This is a genomic window from Roseovarius sp. A-2 (genome assembly GCF_002072155.1).
Lineage (GTDB): Bacteria > Pseudomonadota > Alphaproteobacteria > Rhodobacterales > Rhodobacteraceae > Roseovarius.
Genome location: NZ_BDIY01000012.1, coordinates 67,352 through 82,197, shown reverse-complemented (window position 1 = coordinate 82,197; position 14,846 = coordinate 67,352). Strand labels below are relative to the sequence as shown.

Sequence of the window (14,846 nt, the reverse complement as noted above, 5' to 3'; positions counted from 1 at the left end):
TTTTTATGGGCTCAATGCTTTGTAACCTGTTCAAAAAACCAAAGAAAGCCTGTTTATTCAGACGACCTTCAAGGTTAATGCTATACACAATCTATGAAAAAAGGCTTGCACAGTTCCTGAAATGGCAAAAATCGCGTTTATCCTACTGTGCCATAAAGACCCTGAGGCGATCATTCGCCAGGCCGAGATGCTGACGGCTGGGGGCGATTACATGTCGATCCATTTCGATGCCCGCGCCAAGCCCGAGGCGTTCCGCGAGATCCGTGAAGCGCTTGGCGACAACCCCAACGTGACCTTCGCGAAAAAGCGCATCAAATGTGGTTGGGGTGAATGGTCATTGGTGCAGGCGACGCTCTATGCCGTGGAGGCGGCGGTCGATCAGTTCCCGCGCGCCACGCATTTTTACATGCTGTCAGGCGATTGCGCGCCGATCAAGTCCGCCCGCTTCGCGCATGAGTATCTCGATGCGCGCGATCTCGATTACGTCGAAAGTTTCGATTATTTCGACAGCGACTGGATCAAGACCGGGATGAAGCAGGAGCGGCTAATCTACCGCCATTTTTTTAACGAGCGGACACAGCCCAAGCGGTTCTACACGTCGTTCAACCTGCAACGCAAACTTGGCATCACGCGTGATATCCCGAATGACATCCAGGTGCAGATCGGCAGCCAGTGGTGGTGCCTGCGCCGCCGCACCGTGGAATGGATCCTGGATTTCACGCGACGGCGGCGCGACGTGATGCGGTTTTTCCGCACCACCTGGATTCCCGACGAGACGTTCTTTCAGACGCTGGTGCGTCATCTCGTGCCCGAGACCGAGATCGAGACGCGCACACTGACCTTTCTGATGTTCACCGATTACGGCATGCCGGTTACGTTCTACAACGACCATTACGACCTGTTGCTCAGCCAGGATTATCTCTTTGCCCGCAAGATCAGCCCCGAGTCGCTGGAGCTCAAGCGCCGCCTCGGCGCGCTCTACAACAACACGCGGGCCGAGTTCCAGATTTCGAACGAGGGACGCAGCCTGTTCAAGTTCCTCACCGGGCGTGGCCGTGAGGGGCGGCGCTTTGCCCAGCGGTTTTGGGAAACCGAGAGCACGCTGGGCCGCGAGCGTGAGCTGATGATCGTGGTGTGCAAGAAGTGGCATGTCGCCAAGCGCCTGCTCGACCGGATCCGGCAGGTCACCAACCTGCCCGCAATCGAGTATCTCTTTAACGAGGAGGGCACTGCGCTGCCTGATCTGGGTGGCATTCAGGGCACCTTGGCCAAGCGCACCCGCCATCGCCGCGCGCTGATGCGGATGCTGTTCGACTATTACGAGACTGACCGCCTGATCGTCTGCATGGACCCGGGCAGCATCGACCTATTGCAGGATTTCTGCGGCGATCGGTCGGTAACCAAGTTGCTGGAAATTCAGTGCCATTTCACCGATTCCTACCTTACTGGCCACGCCATGCGCGTAGGCCTTGCCGGCGAGCAGACCCCGCCCGAGACGCTGGAGCGGCTGCTACCCACGATCCGCGGGGACATGACCCATGAGAGCGATCAGATCCGTGATTCCGAATTCGAGAACCACCTGATCCTGCGCGAAAACGACGATACCGCGCGCTACCCGGATCTGTTGTCGCGGTTCCTTGATATTCCGCCCGAAAAGGCGCAGGAAATCGCTGCACTCGACCATCTTTTTGCAGATTGAGGACGCCCATGTCTTATGCCTATGACGATCAGAACATCTTTGCCAAGATCCTGCGTGGCGAGATCCCGAACAAAACCGTGCTGGAGACCGGGCACACGCTCGCCTTCGAGGATATCCAGCCGCAGGCGCCGGTGCATGTGCTGGTGATCCCCAAGGGGGCCTATGTCAGCTACGATCATTTCGCGACCGAGGCCAGCGATGCCGAGATCGTCGATTTCAACCGCGCCGTGGCCGAGATCTGCCGTCAGTCCGGCGTGCAGCTTGGCGATGGTGGCTTTCGCGCGATCACCAATGCCGGTGAGAATGGCGTGCAGGAGGTGCCGCATTTCCACCTGCATATCATTGGTGGCCGCCCGCTGGGCCGGATGCTGCAAAAGATGTAGGGCCGTCCGCTCCCGCTTGCGGTGCCGTCGTGCCGCGCCCATATGACCCGCGATTGCAGCGCGAACCCACAGGCAGGACATGACATTTCGAAAACGTATCGGTGCCATTCTCGACACGCCGCTCTTTCAGAACACGATTCTCGGCGTGATCCTGTTCAACGCCGTGATCCTCGGGATGGAAACATCTGAACCGCTCATGGCGAAGGCAGGCGGACTGGTCATCCTGCTGGACAAGCTGTGCCTGTCGGTCTTCGTGGTCGAGATCGCGGCCAAGCTCTATGCGCGCGGTATCACCGGGTTTTTCCGGCGCGGCTGGAACATCTTCGATTTCATCATCGTCGGCATCTCGCTGGTGCCCGCAACGCAAGGCTTGTCGGTGCTGCGGGCGCTGCGCATCCTGCGCCTTTTGCGCGTGGTGTCGGTTGCGCCCTCGCTGCGCCGCGTGGTCGAGGGGCTGGTGACGGCGCTGCCGGGGATGGGCTCGGTATTTCTGCTGATGGGCATGATCTTCTATATCGGCTCGGTCATGGCGACCAAGCTCTTTGGCGCGGCCTTTCCCGACTGGTTCGGCGACCTCGGGCGTTCGGCCTATTCGCTCTTCCAGATCATGACGCTGGAGTCGTGGTCGATGGGCATCGTGCGCCCGGTAATGGAGGTGTTTTCCTATGCCTGGGCCTTCTTCGTACCCTTTATCATGGTCACGACCTTTGCGGTGGTGAACCTTCTGGTCGGTCTCATCGTCAACTCGATGCAGGACGCGCATCACGCCGAGGACGCGGAAAAGACCGACACCTACCGCGACGAGGTGCTGACCCGGCTGGCGGACCTGGAGGCGCTCATTCGAGAGCGGCGCGATCAGGACGAGCGGTAGCGCGACGGCGGCTGGCCGTATTCCGCGCGATAGGCGCGCGAGAAATGCGAGGAACTGGCAAAGCCGGTGGCGAGCGCCACCTCGGTCAGCGACAGCGCCGAATTGCGCAACAGGTTGCGCGCCTTTTCGAGCCGCAGGCGGCGGTAATAGCCAAGGGTGGTCTGGCCCAGATGCTGCCGGAACACCCGGTTGAGCTGTCGCGGCGACAGCCGGGCGATCTGCGCCAGATGCGCCAGGGTTAGCGGATCGGCGATATTGCCCTCCATCGCCTCGACCGCATCGAGAATTGCCGCGCTTTGCGTGCCGACGCGCTCCACCAGGCCAGAGCGTTGCGGGCCGGTGGGCGGGCGGATCTCGGTATGCATGAACCAGTCGCTGACCTCGCGCGCAAAGGTGCGCCCATGATGGCTGGCGATAAGCGCGTGCATCATGTCCATCGGCGCGGTGCCGCCCGCGCAGGTCATCCGGTCGCGGCCAATGACATAGAGCGTGCGTTCGATGCGCAGGTCGGGCGCGACCTCGGCCAGGGCGGCGGCATATTCCCAGTGCACGGTCATCCGCCTGTCGCTCATCAGCCCGGCGCGCGCCAGAATGATCGGCCCGCCCGAGACACCGCCCAGCACCACCCCCGCCCGCGCCTGACGCGCGAGCCACGGGGTGAGCGCGCGCGCCGGGTAGGTGGCCGGATCGCCCCCCGCCACGATAAACAGATGATCGAGGTTGAGATCGTCGACAAGCCCCGCCTCGGGCCTGACCTGTGCTGCGCCGGAACTGCATACCGGGTCGGGCGTCGGGGCGATATGGATCACCTCGTAGAGCGTGCGCCCCGCGAACAGGTTGGCGGCGCGCAGCGGCTCGACCGTGGCGGCATACGACATCAGCGCAAAGCCGTGTATCGGCAGGATGCCAATTCGATGCGGTCCAGGGCGCAGTCTGCCGTTTCTGTCCATAAACGTCATGTAACTGACTATATTAGACAAGTATAGCCCCGATAGATCAGCCATGATTTAGCGAGAACGAGCCGTAGGACAGACCCCATGCGCTATTCCGCCTTCAAGATCTTCCGCGAAGGGCTGACCGGCAACAAAGGCTGGACACCCGCTTGGCGCGACCCGGAGCCGAAACCCGAATATGATATCGTCATCATCGGCGGCGGCGGGCACGGCCTCGCCACCGCCTATTACCTCGCCAAGGAATTCGGCCTGCGCAATGTGGCGGTGCTGGAAAAGGGCTGGATCGGGTCGGGCAATGTGGGGCGCAACACCACCATCATCCGCTCAAACTACCTGCTGCCCGGCAACGAGCCGTTCTACGAGATGTCGCTCAAGCTGTGGGAAGGGCTGGAACAGGATTTCAATTACAACGCAATGGTCAGCCAGCGCTCGATCCTGAACCTCATCCATTCGGACGCGCAGCGCGATGCTTTCGTGCGGCGGGCCAATGCGATGTTTCTGGCAGGCGCCGATGCGGAACTGGCCGATGCCGATCAGCTGCGCGCCGAGTTGCCGTTTCTCGATTTCGACAATGCCCGCTTTCCGATCAAGGGCGGGCTTTTTCAACGGCGCGGTGGCACGGTGCGGCATGACGCGGTGGCCTGGGGCTATGCGCGCGGTGCCGATGCGCGGGGCGTCGATATCATCCAGAATTGCGAGGTCACCGGGTTCGACATCGAAAACGGCAAATGCCGGGGTGTCGAGACGACGCGCGGGGCCATTCGCGCGCGTAAGGTCGCGGTCTGCGTCGCGGGCTCCTCTGGCCGGGTGATGGCGCTGGCGGGGATGCGCCTGCCGATTGAATCCCATGTCTTGCAAGCCTTCGTCACCGAGGGGCTGAAGCCGGTGCTGCCGGGGGTCATCACCTTCGGGGCGGGGCATTTCTATGTCAGTCAGTCCGACAAGGGCGGGCTAGTCTTCGGCGGCGATATCGACGGCTACAATTCCTACGCGCAGCGCGGCAACCTGCCGGTGGTCGAGGACGTGGCCGAAGGAGGCATGGCGATCATGCCGATGATCGGGCGCGCGCGCCTCTTGCGCAACTGGGGCGGGATCATGGACATGTCGATGGATGGCTCACCCTTTATCGACCGCACCCATATCGATGGGCTCTATTTCAACGGCGGCTGGTGCTATGGCGGCTTCAAGGCGACCCCGGCAAGCGGGATGTGCTACGCTCATCTGCTGGCCAGGGATGCGCCGCACCCGGTGGCCACCGAAATGCGCCTCGACCGCTTCGCGCGCGGGCATCTGATCGACGAAAAGGGTATGGGCAACCAGCCCAACCTGCATTGAGGGCATGCCATGACCTTTCATCGTTCCCAAAATACTCAAATCCAACCACTGACACAGGGCACGGACGCATGATCATCCATCACCCGCTCCTGGGCCCGCGCGACGCCGCCGAATTCGTTTATCTCGGCGATGCCGCGCTGATCGACCGGCCCGACTGGCAGGCCGAAAACGCCGCCGAGGCCTTTCACGCCTATGGCTACCTGCGCGACAACCCGGCGGGGGTGCATCAGGAACTGTGGTATCACGAGCAGGGCGACCGGTCCTGGCTGGTGGTGACCCGCAACACGGTGAACCACGAGATCAGCCGGGTCGAACTCGCGCGCGACGTGGCGCGTGCCCGGGGACGGGGCCGATGAGCCAGGTCAATCGCATCAAGGGCGGTCTCATCGACCGCTCCACCGAGATCAGCTTTTCCTTCAACGGCAAGGCGATGCAGGGCCATCCGGGCGATACGCTGGCCTCAGCGCTATTAGCCAACGGGCAGCGGCTGGTGGGGCGGTCGTTCAAATATCACCGCCCGCGTGGCATCTTCACCGCCGGGTCGGAAGAGCCCAATGCGCTGGTGGAATTGCGCAAGGGGGCCGCGCAGGAGCCCAATACCCGCGCCACGGTAGCCGAGCTCTTCGACGGGCTGGAGGCGCGCAGCCAGAACCATCGCGGCTCGCTCGAGTTTGACCTGATGGCGGTGACGGACCTGCTGTCGCCGTTCCTCTCGGCGGGATTCTATTACAAGACCTTCATGTGGCCGCGCGCGTTCTGGGAAAAGCTCTACGAACCCGCGATCCGGGCCTCTGCCGGTCTCGGGCAGCTGTCGATGGAGGAGGACCCGGACTGCTACGACAAGGGCTATCTGCATTGCGATCTGCTCGTGATCGGCGCGGGGCCTGCCGGGTTGATGGCGGCGCGCACGGCGGCGCGCGCAGGCGTGCGGGTGATCCTGGCGGACGAGGATTTCGTCATGGGCGGGCGGCTCAACGCCGAGACGCTGGAGGTGGACGGAATGCCCGGGGCCGATTGGGCCGCCACTGTCGTGGCCGAACTGGCGGCGATGGAGAATGTGCGCCTGATGCCGCGCAGCACGGTCTACGGGGCCTATGATCACGGCATCTATGGCATGCTGGAGCGGTGTACCGATCACCTGGCATTCAGCGGCGGCAAGCCCCGGCAGGTTCTGTGGCGCGTCTATTCCCGGCACGCGGTGCTGGCGGCGGGGGCGACGGAACGCCCCATAGCCTTTGGCAACAACGACCGGCCCGGGGTGATGCTGGCGGGGGCTGTGCGTGCCTATGCAAATCGCTGGGGCGTGGCGCCGGGGCGGCGCGTGGCGGTCTTTACCAATAACGACGACGGCTGGCGCAGCGCCGCCGACCTGGTGGCCAAGGGGGTCGAGGTGCCCGCCGTGATCGACACGCGCGACGCGCCCGCCGTCTGCGATGTGCACGGCGCGCGGCATATCCGGGGCGCTGCGGTGATGGACACGAAAGGGCGCAAGGGGCTGAGGCAGATCTCGCTGATCGACGGGCAGATGATCGACGTCGATTGCCTCGCGGTGTCGGGCGGCTGGAACCCGAATGTGCACCTGACCTGCCATCAGCGCGGACGACCCGAATGGCGCGACGATCTGGCGGCCTTCGTGCCCGGGCGTGACTTGCCGCCCGGCATGGTGGTGGCGGGGGCCGCGAATGGGGCGATGACACTGGCAGCGGCGCTGCGCGATGGGGTCGCGGTGACGGAGCGTCTGGGCTATACCGACACGGGCGATCTGCCCCGTGCCGAGGACGAACCGCGCGACGGCGCGCCCATCTGGCATGTATCGCAAAGCCGGGCGCGCGCCTGGCTCGACCTGCAGAACGACGTGACCGTCAAGGACGTGAAACAGGCGCATCAGGAAGGCTTTCGCTCGGTCGAACATCTAAAGCGCTACACCACGCTTGGCATGGCCACCGATCAGGGCAAGACGGCCAATATCCCCGCGCTTGCGGTCATGGCGGAATGCACCGGCAAGACGATTCCCGAAACCGGCACGACGATCTTTCGCCCGCCCTATACGCCGGTGCCCATCGGTGCGCTGGCAGGCCGTGCTCGGGGCCGCGATTTCCGGCCCTATCGCCTGACGCCCTCGCATCGCTGGGCCGAGGCCAATGGCGCAACCTTTGTCGAGGTCGGCAACTGGCTACGCGCGCAGTGGTTCGCGCGGGAGGGGGAACAGGGCTGGCGCGATTCTGTGGATCGCGAGGTGCTGATGACGCGCCGGTCGGTGGGGATCTGCGACGTGACCACGCTGGGCAAGATCGACATTCAGGGGCGCGACGCGGGCGAGTTCCTGAACCGGGTCTATTGCAACGGGTTTGCTACGCTGGCGGTGGGCCGCGTGCGCTATGGCCTGATGCTGCGCGAGGATGGCATCGCCTATGACGATGGCACCACCGCACGGATGGGCGAGCATCACTACGTGATGACCACCACCACCGCCAATGCCGTCACGGTGTTCCGTCGGCTGGAGTTTGCACGACAATGCCTGTGGCCCGATCTGGATGTGCACCTGATTTCCACCACTGACGGCTGGGCGCAGTTCGCCGTCGCCGGGCCGAACGCGCGCAACCTGCTGCGCAAGGTGGTGGATAAGGCTCATGATCTCTCGAACGAGGCGTTTCCTTTCATGGGCTGCGGTGAGGTGACTGTTTGCGGCGGGATGCCCGCACGGCTGTTCCGGATCTCCTTCTCGGGCGAGTTGGCCTATGAGGTCGCGGTGCCCGCGCGGTTTGGCAATGCCATGATGGGCGTGCTGATGGAGGCGGGCCGGGAATTCGACGCCGTACCCTATGGCACCGAGGCGCTTGGCGTGATGCGCATCGAAAAGGGGCATGCGGCGGGCAATGAGCTCAACGGTCAGACCACGGCGCATAACCTAGGGATGGGGCGGATGGTCAGCCGGAAAAAGGACTGTATCGGCAACGTGCTGTCGCACCGCCCCGAGCTGTTGCGCGAGGATGCGGTCAAGCTGGTCGGGTTCCGGCCTGTGAACCGCGACACGGGGCTGATCGCGGGATCGCATTTCATCGGGCAAGGGGATGCCGTGATGATGGACAACGATCAGGGCTGGATGTCCTCGGTCGCCTATTCGCCGAGCCTGGGGCATTCCATCGGGCTGGGCTTTCTCAAGCGGGGCGATGCGCGGTTGGGCGAAATCCTGCGCGCCGTCAGCCCGGTGCATGGCAGGGAGATGGAGGTCGAGGTGGTTCCGGCGCATTTCATCGACCCGGAAGGAGAGCGGTTGCGTGGCTGAGTATACTTTGCAGGCAGAGCCGCCACTGGCGGGCACGAAGATGGAGATTGCGGGCGTGCGCCTCTGGGCACCCGCCGATCTGGCGCTGGTGTCGCTGGCGCTGCCGCTGGGCAGAGAGGATGCAGCAGATCGGGCGATCAAGTCCGCCTATGGGGTGGACCTCCCCGAGATTGGCCGGTCCGTGCTCGCCGAGGATGACACGCGCCTTATCCGGCTGGCCCCGGATCTGGCCTTCGCGCTTTTCACCCACGCGACCCCCGATGCCGGACGCGTCGTGGCGCAACGCCTGAACGACGCACTCTATACCACCGATCAGACCGATGTCTGGGTGGCGCTGGCGCTGTCTGGCCCCGACGCTCGCCGTGCATTGGAGCGGATTTGCCCGATTGACCTGCATCCACAGGTGTTTGGCCTGGGTCACGCCGCGCGCACGGTGATGGAGCATCTGGGCGTGCTGATCCTGCGCACGGGCGAGGATGACTACCTGCTATTGTCGGCGAGTTCCTCGGCCAAATCCTTTCTGCACGCGGTCGAGGTCTCGCTGCACAATATCGCGTGACGGGTGCAGATGCTTGCACGCGGGGGCAAGGCGCGGTAACTCGCCCCTGACATCAGCGGGATAAGAGCCATGAACAATCTGCGGGACAAATATCTGACGGCGATTGCCAATGCGGGCGACGAATCCGCGCTCGAGGATCTGCGGGTGCAGGCCGTGGGCAAGAAAGGCGAGATCAGCCTCAAGATGCGCGAGTTGGGCAAGATGACGCCCGAGGAACGGCAGGTGGCGGGCCCGGCGCTCAACGCGCTCAAGGACGAGATCAATTCGGCGCTGGCGGCCAAGAAAGAGGCGCTGGGCGATGCCGCGCTCGACGCGCGGCTGCGGGGCGAATGGCTTGACGTGACGCTGCCGGGGCGGCCGCGTCGGCAGGGCACGATCCATCCTGTGAGCCAGGTGACCGAGGAGGTCACGGCGATCTTTGCCGATATGGGCTTTGCCGTGGCCGAGGGGCCGCAAATCGAGAGCGACTGGTACAATTTCGACGCGCTGAACATTCCCGGCCATCACCCGGCACGGGCCGAGATGGACACGTTCTATACCCATCGCTCCGACGGCGATGACCGCCCGCCGCACGTCCTGCGTACCCACACGAGCCCGGTGCAGATCCGCACCATGCAGGCCGAGGGCGCACCCATCCGGGTGATCGCGCCGGGCCGCGTCTATCGCGCCGATTACGACCAGACCCACACGCCGATGTTCCATCAGGTCGAGGGGCTGGCGATTGGCCGCGATATCTCGATGGCCAACCTGAAATGGGTGCTGGAAGAATTCGTCAAGGCGTTCTTCGAGGTGGACGATGTGGAACTGCGCTTTCGCGCGTCGCATTTCCCGTTCACCGAACCCTCGGCCGAGGTCGATATCCGCTGTAGCTGGGAGGGCGGCACCTTGAAGGTCGGCGAGGGCGATGACTGGCTGGAAATCCTCGGATCCGGCATGGTGCACCCACGCGTGCTGGAGGCCGGGAATATCGACCCGAACAAGTGGCAGGGCTTTGCCTTCGGCATGGGGATCGACCGAATCGCGATGCTGAAATACGGCATTCCCGATCTGCGGGCGTTCTTTGATTCAGACCTGCGCTGGCTGCGGCATTACGGGTTCGCGTCTCTGGACGTGCCGACGTTGCATGGCGGGTTGAGCAGGTAAGACCTGACGACCGTAGGGTGGGCCCTTTATCCACCCTACGGTTCGTGACATCCAGGCGCCTGCTTTTGCGCCTCAGACCAGACGGTCGCCCGGCTCTCGCCCCGCAAAGAATGCGTCGAGATTGTCGAGCGCGCGGAACCCCATGGCGTCTCGCGTCGCACGGGTGGCGCTGCCGATATGGGGCAACATGAAGATGTTTTCATGCGCCGCAAAGGCCGGGTTGCCGCCCGGCTCGACCTTGAAACAATCGAGACCGGCAGCGGCGATATGGCCCGATTCGATGCCCGCAACGAGGGCGTCTTCATCCACCAGCGCGCCGCGTGCCGTGTTCACCACGACCGCACCCTTGGGCAGCTTGGCGATGCGCTCGGCATTGAGCAGATCGACGGTGTCGGGGGTCGCCGGGCAATGCAGCGACAGGAAATCGGCAACCTCCAGCAGGCTGTCCACATCCTTGTGAAAGACCGCGCCCTGCTCGACCTCAGGGGTTAGCCGCGAGCGGTTGTGGTAATGAATTTCCATGCCGAAGCCGCGTGCTTTCTCGGCAAAGGCGCGACCGACGCGGCCCATGCCCACGATACCCAGTCGCGCACCAGTCATCTGTTTGCCCACCATGAACGAGGGCGACCAGCTGTCCCATTGCCCCTGCCGCACCAGCCGATCACCGCGCACCGCGTGGCGCGCCGCGCCCAGCATCAGCAGCATGGCAATCTCGGCGGTAGCATCCGACAGCACGTCGGGCGTGTTCGTCACCACCACGCCCGCGCCCTTCAGCGCGTCGAGATCGCAATGATCGACACCCACCGAATGATTGGCGACGATCCTGAGCCGCGGATCAAGCCGCGCCACCACATCTGCTGAAAAATGCTCGGAATGACAGGGAATCATCCCGTCCACCTTTGCGCTCATCGCGATGATATCCTCGGCGCTGCCGGGGGTATCGGCCTCGTTCACGATCACCTCGTAATCGCGGCGTGCGCGCTCCAACGTGGCATCCGACAGGCGGCGTGGAATCCAGATAACCGGTTTGGACATGGCTCAACTCTTGTTCTTGCTGGAGGTGATGAAATCATAAGCCGCCAGCCCGGCGGAAAAGACCGTAACGATCCACAGATCGGTCTCGCCGATCTCGCTGGCGAGGATATAGAGAAACGCGGCCAGCACCGCGAAGGCGAAGAGCGCCAGTAGCCTGTTCATATCGTCTTCCTTTCGTCAGTCCCCGGCATCGTGAAGCCAGGTGTGAAACCAGTTCGCCGAGCGCAGGAGCCGGGCATCCTGACCGCGCGTGGCGACCAACTGCACGCCCATCGGCAGGCCGTTTTCGGATGTGAAGGCGGGCACGGTCACGGCCGGCACGCCGGTTAGGGTCCAGAGCCCGTTGAAGATCGCGCTGCCGGTAAACTCCAGCCCCTCGGGGGCGGGCCCTGTGGCGGCGGGGCACAGGATCGCGTCGCAGCGCTCGAAGATCTCGTCCAGACCGGCATAAAGCACATCCGGCCAGTCGAGCGCGGCAAGATAATCGCGCGCAAGGATCGCGTTGCCCTTGGTCAGCGCCTCCTGCGTGCGAGGGCCGAGCGTGTCGCTCTGCTTGGAATAGCGGTAGTAATAGCGCGCCATCTCCGCGAAATTGATCCGCTCGCGCACCTCGGCAGCTTCGTCGAAAGCCTTGGGCAAATCCACCTCGAAGACCTGATCGCCAAGCGCCTCGGTCAGTTCGGCAAAGGCGGCGTGAAGCTGCGGGTCGGCCTCGGCCCAGCCGGGCGGCTTGACGAAGGCAAAGACCGGCTTCACCGGCGGCTTGGACTGCGCGATGCCCGGCAGGTCTGGCACGGGCTGCGGCGACGTCGCCCTGTCGCCCGCATCATGCCCCATCAGCACCTGCGTCAGCAGCGCCGCATCGGCGGGCGTGCGGGCGAACACCCCCACTGTATCGAGCGTCGGCGACTGCATTAGCACGCCGGTGCGCGGGATCGCGCCAAAGCTGGGCTTGAACCCGGTCACTCCGCAATAGGAGGCAGGCCGGATCACCGAGCCGCCGGTCTGTGTGCCCACCGCGAGCGGCACCATCCCGTCGGCCACCGCGGCGGCAGAGCCAGAGGACGACCCGCCAGGGCTGTGCCCGGGATTGTGCGGATTGCGGGTCTTGCCCGCCTGCATATAGGCCAGTTCGGTGGTGACCGTCTTGCCCATGATCACCGCGCCCGCCGCTTTGAGCCGCTCCACCAAAGCCGCATCCTTGTTCGGCACGCGCCCCTGATCGAGGACGCAGCCATTCTCGGTCGGTATCTTCGCGGTGTCGATGATATCCTTGAGCGCCACCGGCAGTCCGTGTAGCGGGCCGATCGCCCGCCCCGCTTGCCGATGCGCATCGAGCGCCCTGGCCTGGTGGCGGGCAAAGTCGGGATCGAACCATGCCCAGGCCTGCACCTCGGGTTCGCGCGCCTCGATCCGGGCGATGCAGGCCTCGATCAGTTCAACAGCCCTGAGCGCCCCGGAGGCCAGACGCTCGCGCAAGGCGCAAGCGTCCAGCGAGAGCATGTCGATCTTATCCGCCATACATCAGCTCCGGCAAATAGAAGACGATCTGCGGATAGATATACATCAGCGCCATGGAGACGAACACGCAGAACAGGAACGGCATCACGCCCGAGAAAATCTGCGTCAGCTTGATCTCCGGTGGCGCGATCCCCTTGAGGTAATAGGCCGACATCGCCATCGGAGGCGTCAGGAAGCTGGTTTGCAGGTTCAGCGCCACGAGGATGCCAAAGAACAGCGGATCGACCTCGAAGAACTGCAACAGCGGCAGGAAGATCGGCACGAAGATGATGATGATCTCGGACCACTCCAGCGGCCAGCCGAGCAGGAAGATGATCAGCTGCGCCAAGAGCAGGAATTCCAGCGGGCTGAGATCCAACCCCTGCACGAAGTCCGAGATGATATGCTCGCCGCCCAGATAGGAGAACACCGCCGAGAAGGTGTAGGAACCGACAAAGAGCCAGCAGACCATAGCCGTGGTGCGCACCGTGAGATAGACGCTCTCACGCATCCGCTGCCACGTCATCGCCCGGTAGACGAAGGCGAGGAAGATCCCGCCCAGCGCCCCGATCGAGGCCGCCTCGGTCGGCGTCGCGAGGCCAAACAGGATCGAGCCCAGCACCGCCATAATAAGGAACGCCAACGGCACGAAGGAGGTCACGATCATCGCGATGAGCTTGGTCATCGGGATGTCGGGCACTTCTTCCTTGCTGGGTTTCGGCGCGACCGATGGTTGAATGATCGCACGCCCGATCACGTAGGTCAGGTAAAGCCCCACCAGAACCAGCCCCGGCAACAGCGCCGCCGCGTAAAGCCGCACGATCGACACGTTCGAGGCCGCCGCATAGACGATCAGCATGATCGAGGGCGGAATGAGAATGCCCAGCGTGCCGCCCGCGCAGATGATGCCGCTCGCAAACGACGGATCATAGCGCGCCTTGAGCATTGCGGGCAGCGCCAAGAGGCCCATTAGCGTCACCACCGCGCCGACGATGCCGGTGGCGGTCGCAAACAGCGCGCAGGTGATCAGTGCGGCGACGCCCATCGAGCCGGGCATGTTCCTGGCCGCGACGTTGAGCGTGGAAAACAGCCGGTCCACGATGTTGGCACGCTCGACGATATAGCCCATGAACAAGAACAGCGGCACGGCGGTCAGAACCTCGTTCGACATCACCGTGAATGTCTGGTTCACGAACAGATCGAATATTCGGTTGTTGAAGAACCCTTCCAGCCAGAGGGACCATTGATCCCATGTGCTGGCCAACTCCTCGTCAAGGCGGTTGTAGTCACGCCACATCCGGCGCTCTTGGAAATAGGCGTAATAGCCAAAGCCGATGCCCATGGCCATGAGCGTGAAGGCGATCGGAAAGCCCAGAAACACAAAGACGATGAACAGGCCCAGCATCATCAGGGCGATTTGCGGATCGGTCATGGATGTGCGTCCTTTTCGGCCTCAGAGGCCTTTTGCATCAACAGGTCTTCGGTCTCGAAGACATCCTCGTCAGCGGGTAGCCATTCGTTGGTGCGCATCGCCAGAATGCAGCGGCAGACCTGCGCTATCCCCTGAATGAAAAGCAGGATACCGGCGGCCACGATCACCGTCTTGAACTGGTAGATCGGCACGCCGGCCGGGCTGTTGACCGACACCTCGCTATAGGACCATGAGGCTGCGGCATATTTCCAGCCGGCAAAGATCAGCGCGGTTACGCCTGGGAAAAAGAAGAGTATATAAAGCACAAAGTCGATCTTGGCCTGATTGCGCGGCTGCCACAGACGATAGAGGAAATCGCCCCTCACATGACCGCCCCGCGACAATGTATAAGCACCGCCCATCATGAACAGCGTACCATACATGATAAACGACACATCGAGCGCCCAGGCCGTAGGCGCGTTGAACAGGTAGCGCGAAACCACCTCATAGCCGGTCCCCACCGACATCAGGACAATGAGCCAGGCAAAAGCCTTGCCGAACCAGGCCGACAGGTTGTCGGCGAAGCGTATGAAACCGATCACGAGATGCCCCCGTTAGTTGGAAAGCGGCCCCGGCGTTTTTTGCGCCGGGGCCTGTTTCAATCAGGTCTT

General features: G+C 63.3%; 14 protein-coding genes. 8 read left to right on the top strand and 6 right to left on the bottom strand.

Annotation, left to right across the window (positions count from 1 at the left end):
- Positions 1-121: 121 nt before the first annotated feature.
- The 3 genes from BHD06_RS14185 (at position 122) to BHD06_RS14175 (ending at position 2,953) form a co-directional block, all read left to right on the top strand.
- On the top strand, positions 122-1,699 hold the full coding sequence (locus BHD06_RS14185; RefSeq protein ID WP_080457633.1) for a DUF5928 domain-containing protein: 1,578 nt from the start codon (positions 122-124) through the stop codon (positions 1,697-1,699).
- Positions 1,700-1,707: 8 nt separating this feature from the next.
- Positions 1,708-2,082, top strand: a complete 375-nt coding sequence (locus BHD06_RS14180) for an HIT domain-containing protein (RefSeq protein ID WP_080457632.1) — start codon at positions 1,708-1,710, stop codon at positions 2,080-2,082.
- A 79-nt stretch (positions 2,083-2,161) separates the two neighbouring features.
- Positions 2,162-2,953: an ion transporter gene (locus BHD06_RS14175; RefSeq protein WP_080457631.1), complete on the top strand. Its 792-nt coding sequence runs from the start codon at positions 2,162-2,164 to the stop codon at positions 2,951-2,953.
- On the opposite strand, the gene BHD06_RS14170 is transcribed toward BHD06_RS14175, so the two are convergent.
- A complete protein-coding gene (locus BHD06_RS14170; protein WP_254892427.1) occupies positions 2,938-3,903 on the bottom strand; it encodes a GlxA family transcriptional regulator in 966 nt (321 codons plus the stop codon). The genes BHD06_RS14175 and BHD06_RS14170 overlap by 16 nt on opposite strands.
- Before the next feature lie 87 nt (positions 3,904-3,990).
- On the opposite strand from BHD06_RS14170, the gene BHD06_RS14165 reads away from it, so the two are divergent.
- The 5 genes from BHD06_RS14165 to pheS all read left to right on the top strand — a co-directional run bounded on the left by BHD06_RS14165 (position 3,991) and on the right by pheS (position 10,229).
- Positions 3,991-5,241 carry a sarcosine oxidase subunit beta family protein gene (locus BHD06_RS14165; protein ID WP_080457629.1) on the top strand — a complete coding sequence of 417 codons (1,251 nt, stop codon included), beginning with the start codon at positions 3,991-3,993 and terminating at the stop codon, positions 5,239-5,241.
- 68 nt (positions 5,242-5,309) lie between these two features.
- A complete protein-coding gene (locus tag BHD06_RS14160; RefSeq protein WP_080457628.1) occupies positions 5,310-5,597 on the top strand; it encodes a sarcosine oxidase subunit delta in 288 nt (95 codons plus the stop codon).
- The gene (locus tag BHD06_RS14155; protein WP_080457627.1) at positions 5,594-8,527 is read left to right on the top strand and encodes a sarcosine oxidase subunit alpha family protein; all 2,934 of its coding nucleotides are present in this window, start codon (positions 5,594-5,596) and stop codon (positions 8,525-8,527) included. Before BHD06_RS14160 ends, BHD06_RS14155 begins: the two co-directional genes overlap by 4 nt.
- On the top strand, positions 8,520-9,086 hold the full coding sequence (locus BHD06_RS14150; protein WP_254892425.1) for a sarcosine oxidase subunit gamma: 567 nt from the start codon (positions 8,520-8,522) through the stop codon (positions 9,084-9,086). Before BHD06_RS14155 ends, BHD06_RS14150 begins: the two co-directional genes overlap by 8 nt.
- 69 nt (positions 9,087-9,155) lie before the next feature.
- The gene (pheS, locus tag BHD06_RS14145) at positions 9,156-10,229 is read left to right on the top strand and encodes a phenylalanine--tRNA ligase subunit alpha (RefSeq protein ID WP_080457625.1); all 1,074 of its coding nucleotides are present in this window, start codon (positions 9,156-9,158) and stop codon (positions 10,227-10,229) included.
- 72 nt (positions 10,230-10,301) lie between these two features.
- Here the strand turns inward: pheS and BHD06_RS14140 are convergent, their stop codons facing one another.
- From BHD06_RS14140 to BHD06_RS14125, 5 genes are read right to left on the bottom strand one after another with little or no spacing between them, the layout of a single operon-like run.
- A complete protein-coding gene (locus BHD06_RS14140) occupies positions 10,302-11,264 on the bottom strand; it encodes a D-glycerate dehydrogenase (RefSeq protein ID WP_080457624.1) in 963 nt (320 codons plus the stop codon).
- A gap of 3 nt (positions 11,265-11,267) precedes the next feature.
- Positions 11,268-11,426 carry a hypothetical protein gene (locus BHD06_RS23780; protein ID WP_176214361.1) on the bottom strand — a complete coding sequence of 53 codons (159 nt, stop codon included), beginning with the start codon at positions 11,424-11,426 and terminating at the stop codon, positions 11,268-11,270.
- A 15-nt stretch (positions 11,427-11,441) separates the two neighbouring features.
- Complete coding sequence (locus BHD06_RS14135; RefSeq protein ID WP_080457623.1) at positions 11,442-12,785, bottom strand: amidase; 1,344 nt, start codon at positions 12,783-12,785, stop codon at positions 11,442-11,444.
- Entirely contained in the window at positions 12,775-14,196 is a 1,422-nt protein-coding gene (locus tag BHD06_RS14130) for a TRAP transporter large permease subunit (protein WP_080457622.1), read from the bottom strand. Before BHD06_RS14130 ends, BHD06_RS14135 begins: the two co-directional genes overlap by 11 nt.
- Positions 14,193-14,777, bottom strand: coding sequence for a TRAP transporter small permease subunit (locus tag BHD06_RS14125; protein WP_080457621.1), 585 nt, complete (start codon positions 14,775-14,777; stop codon positions 14,193-14,195). The genes BHD06_RS14130 and BHD06_RS14125 overlap by 4 nt, the downstream gene beginning before the upstream one ends.
- Positions 14,778-14,846 lie beyond the last annotated feature (69 nt).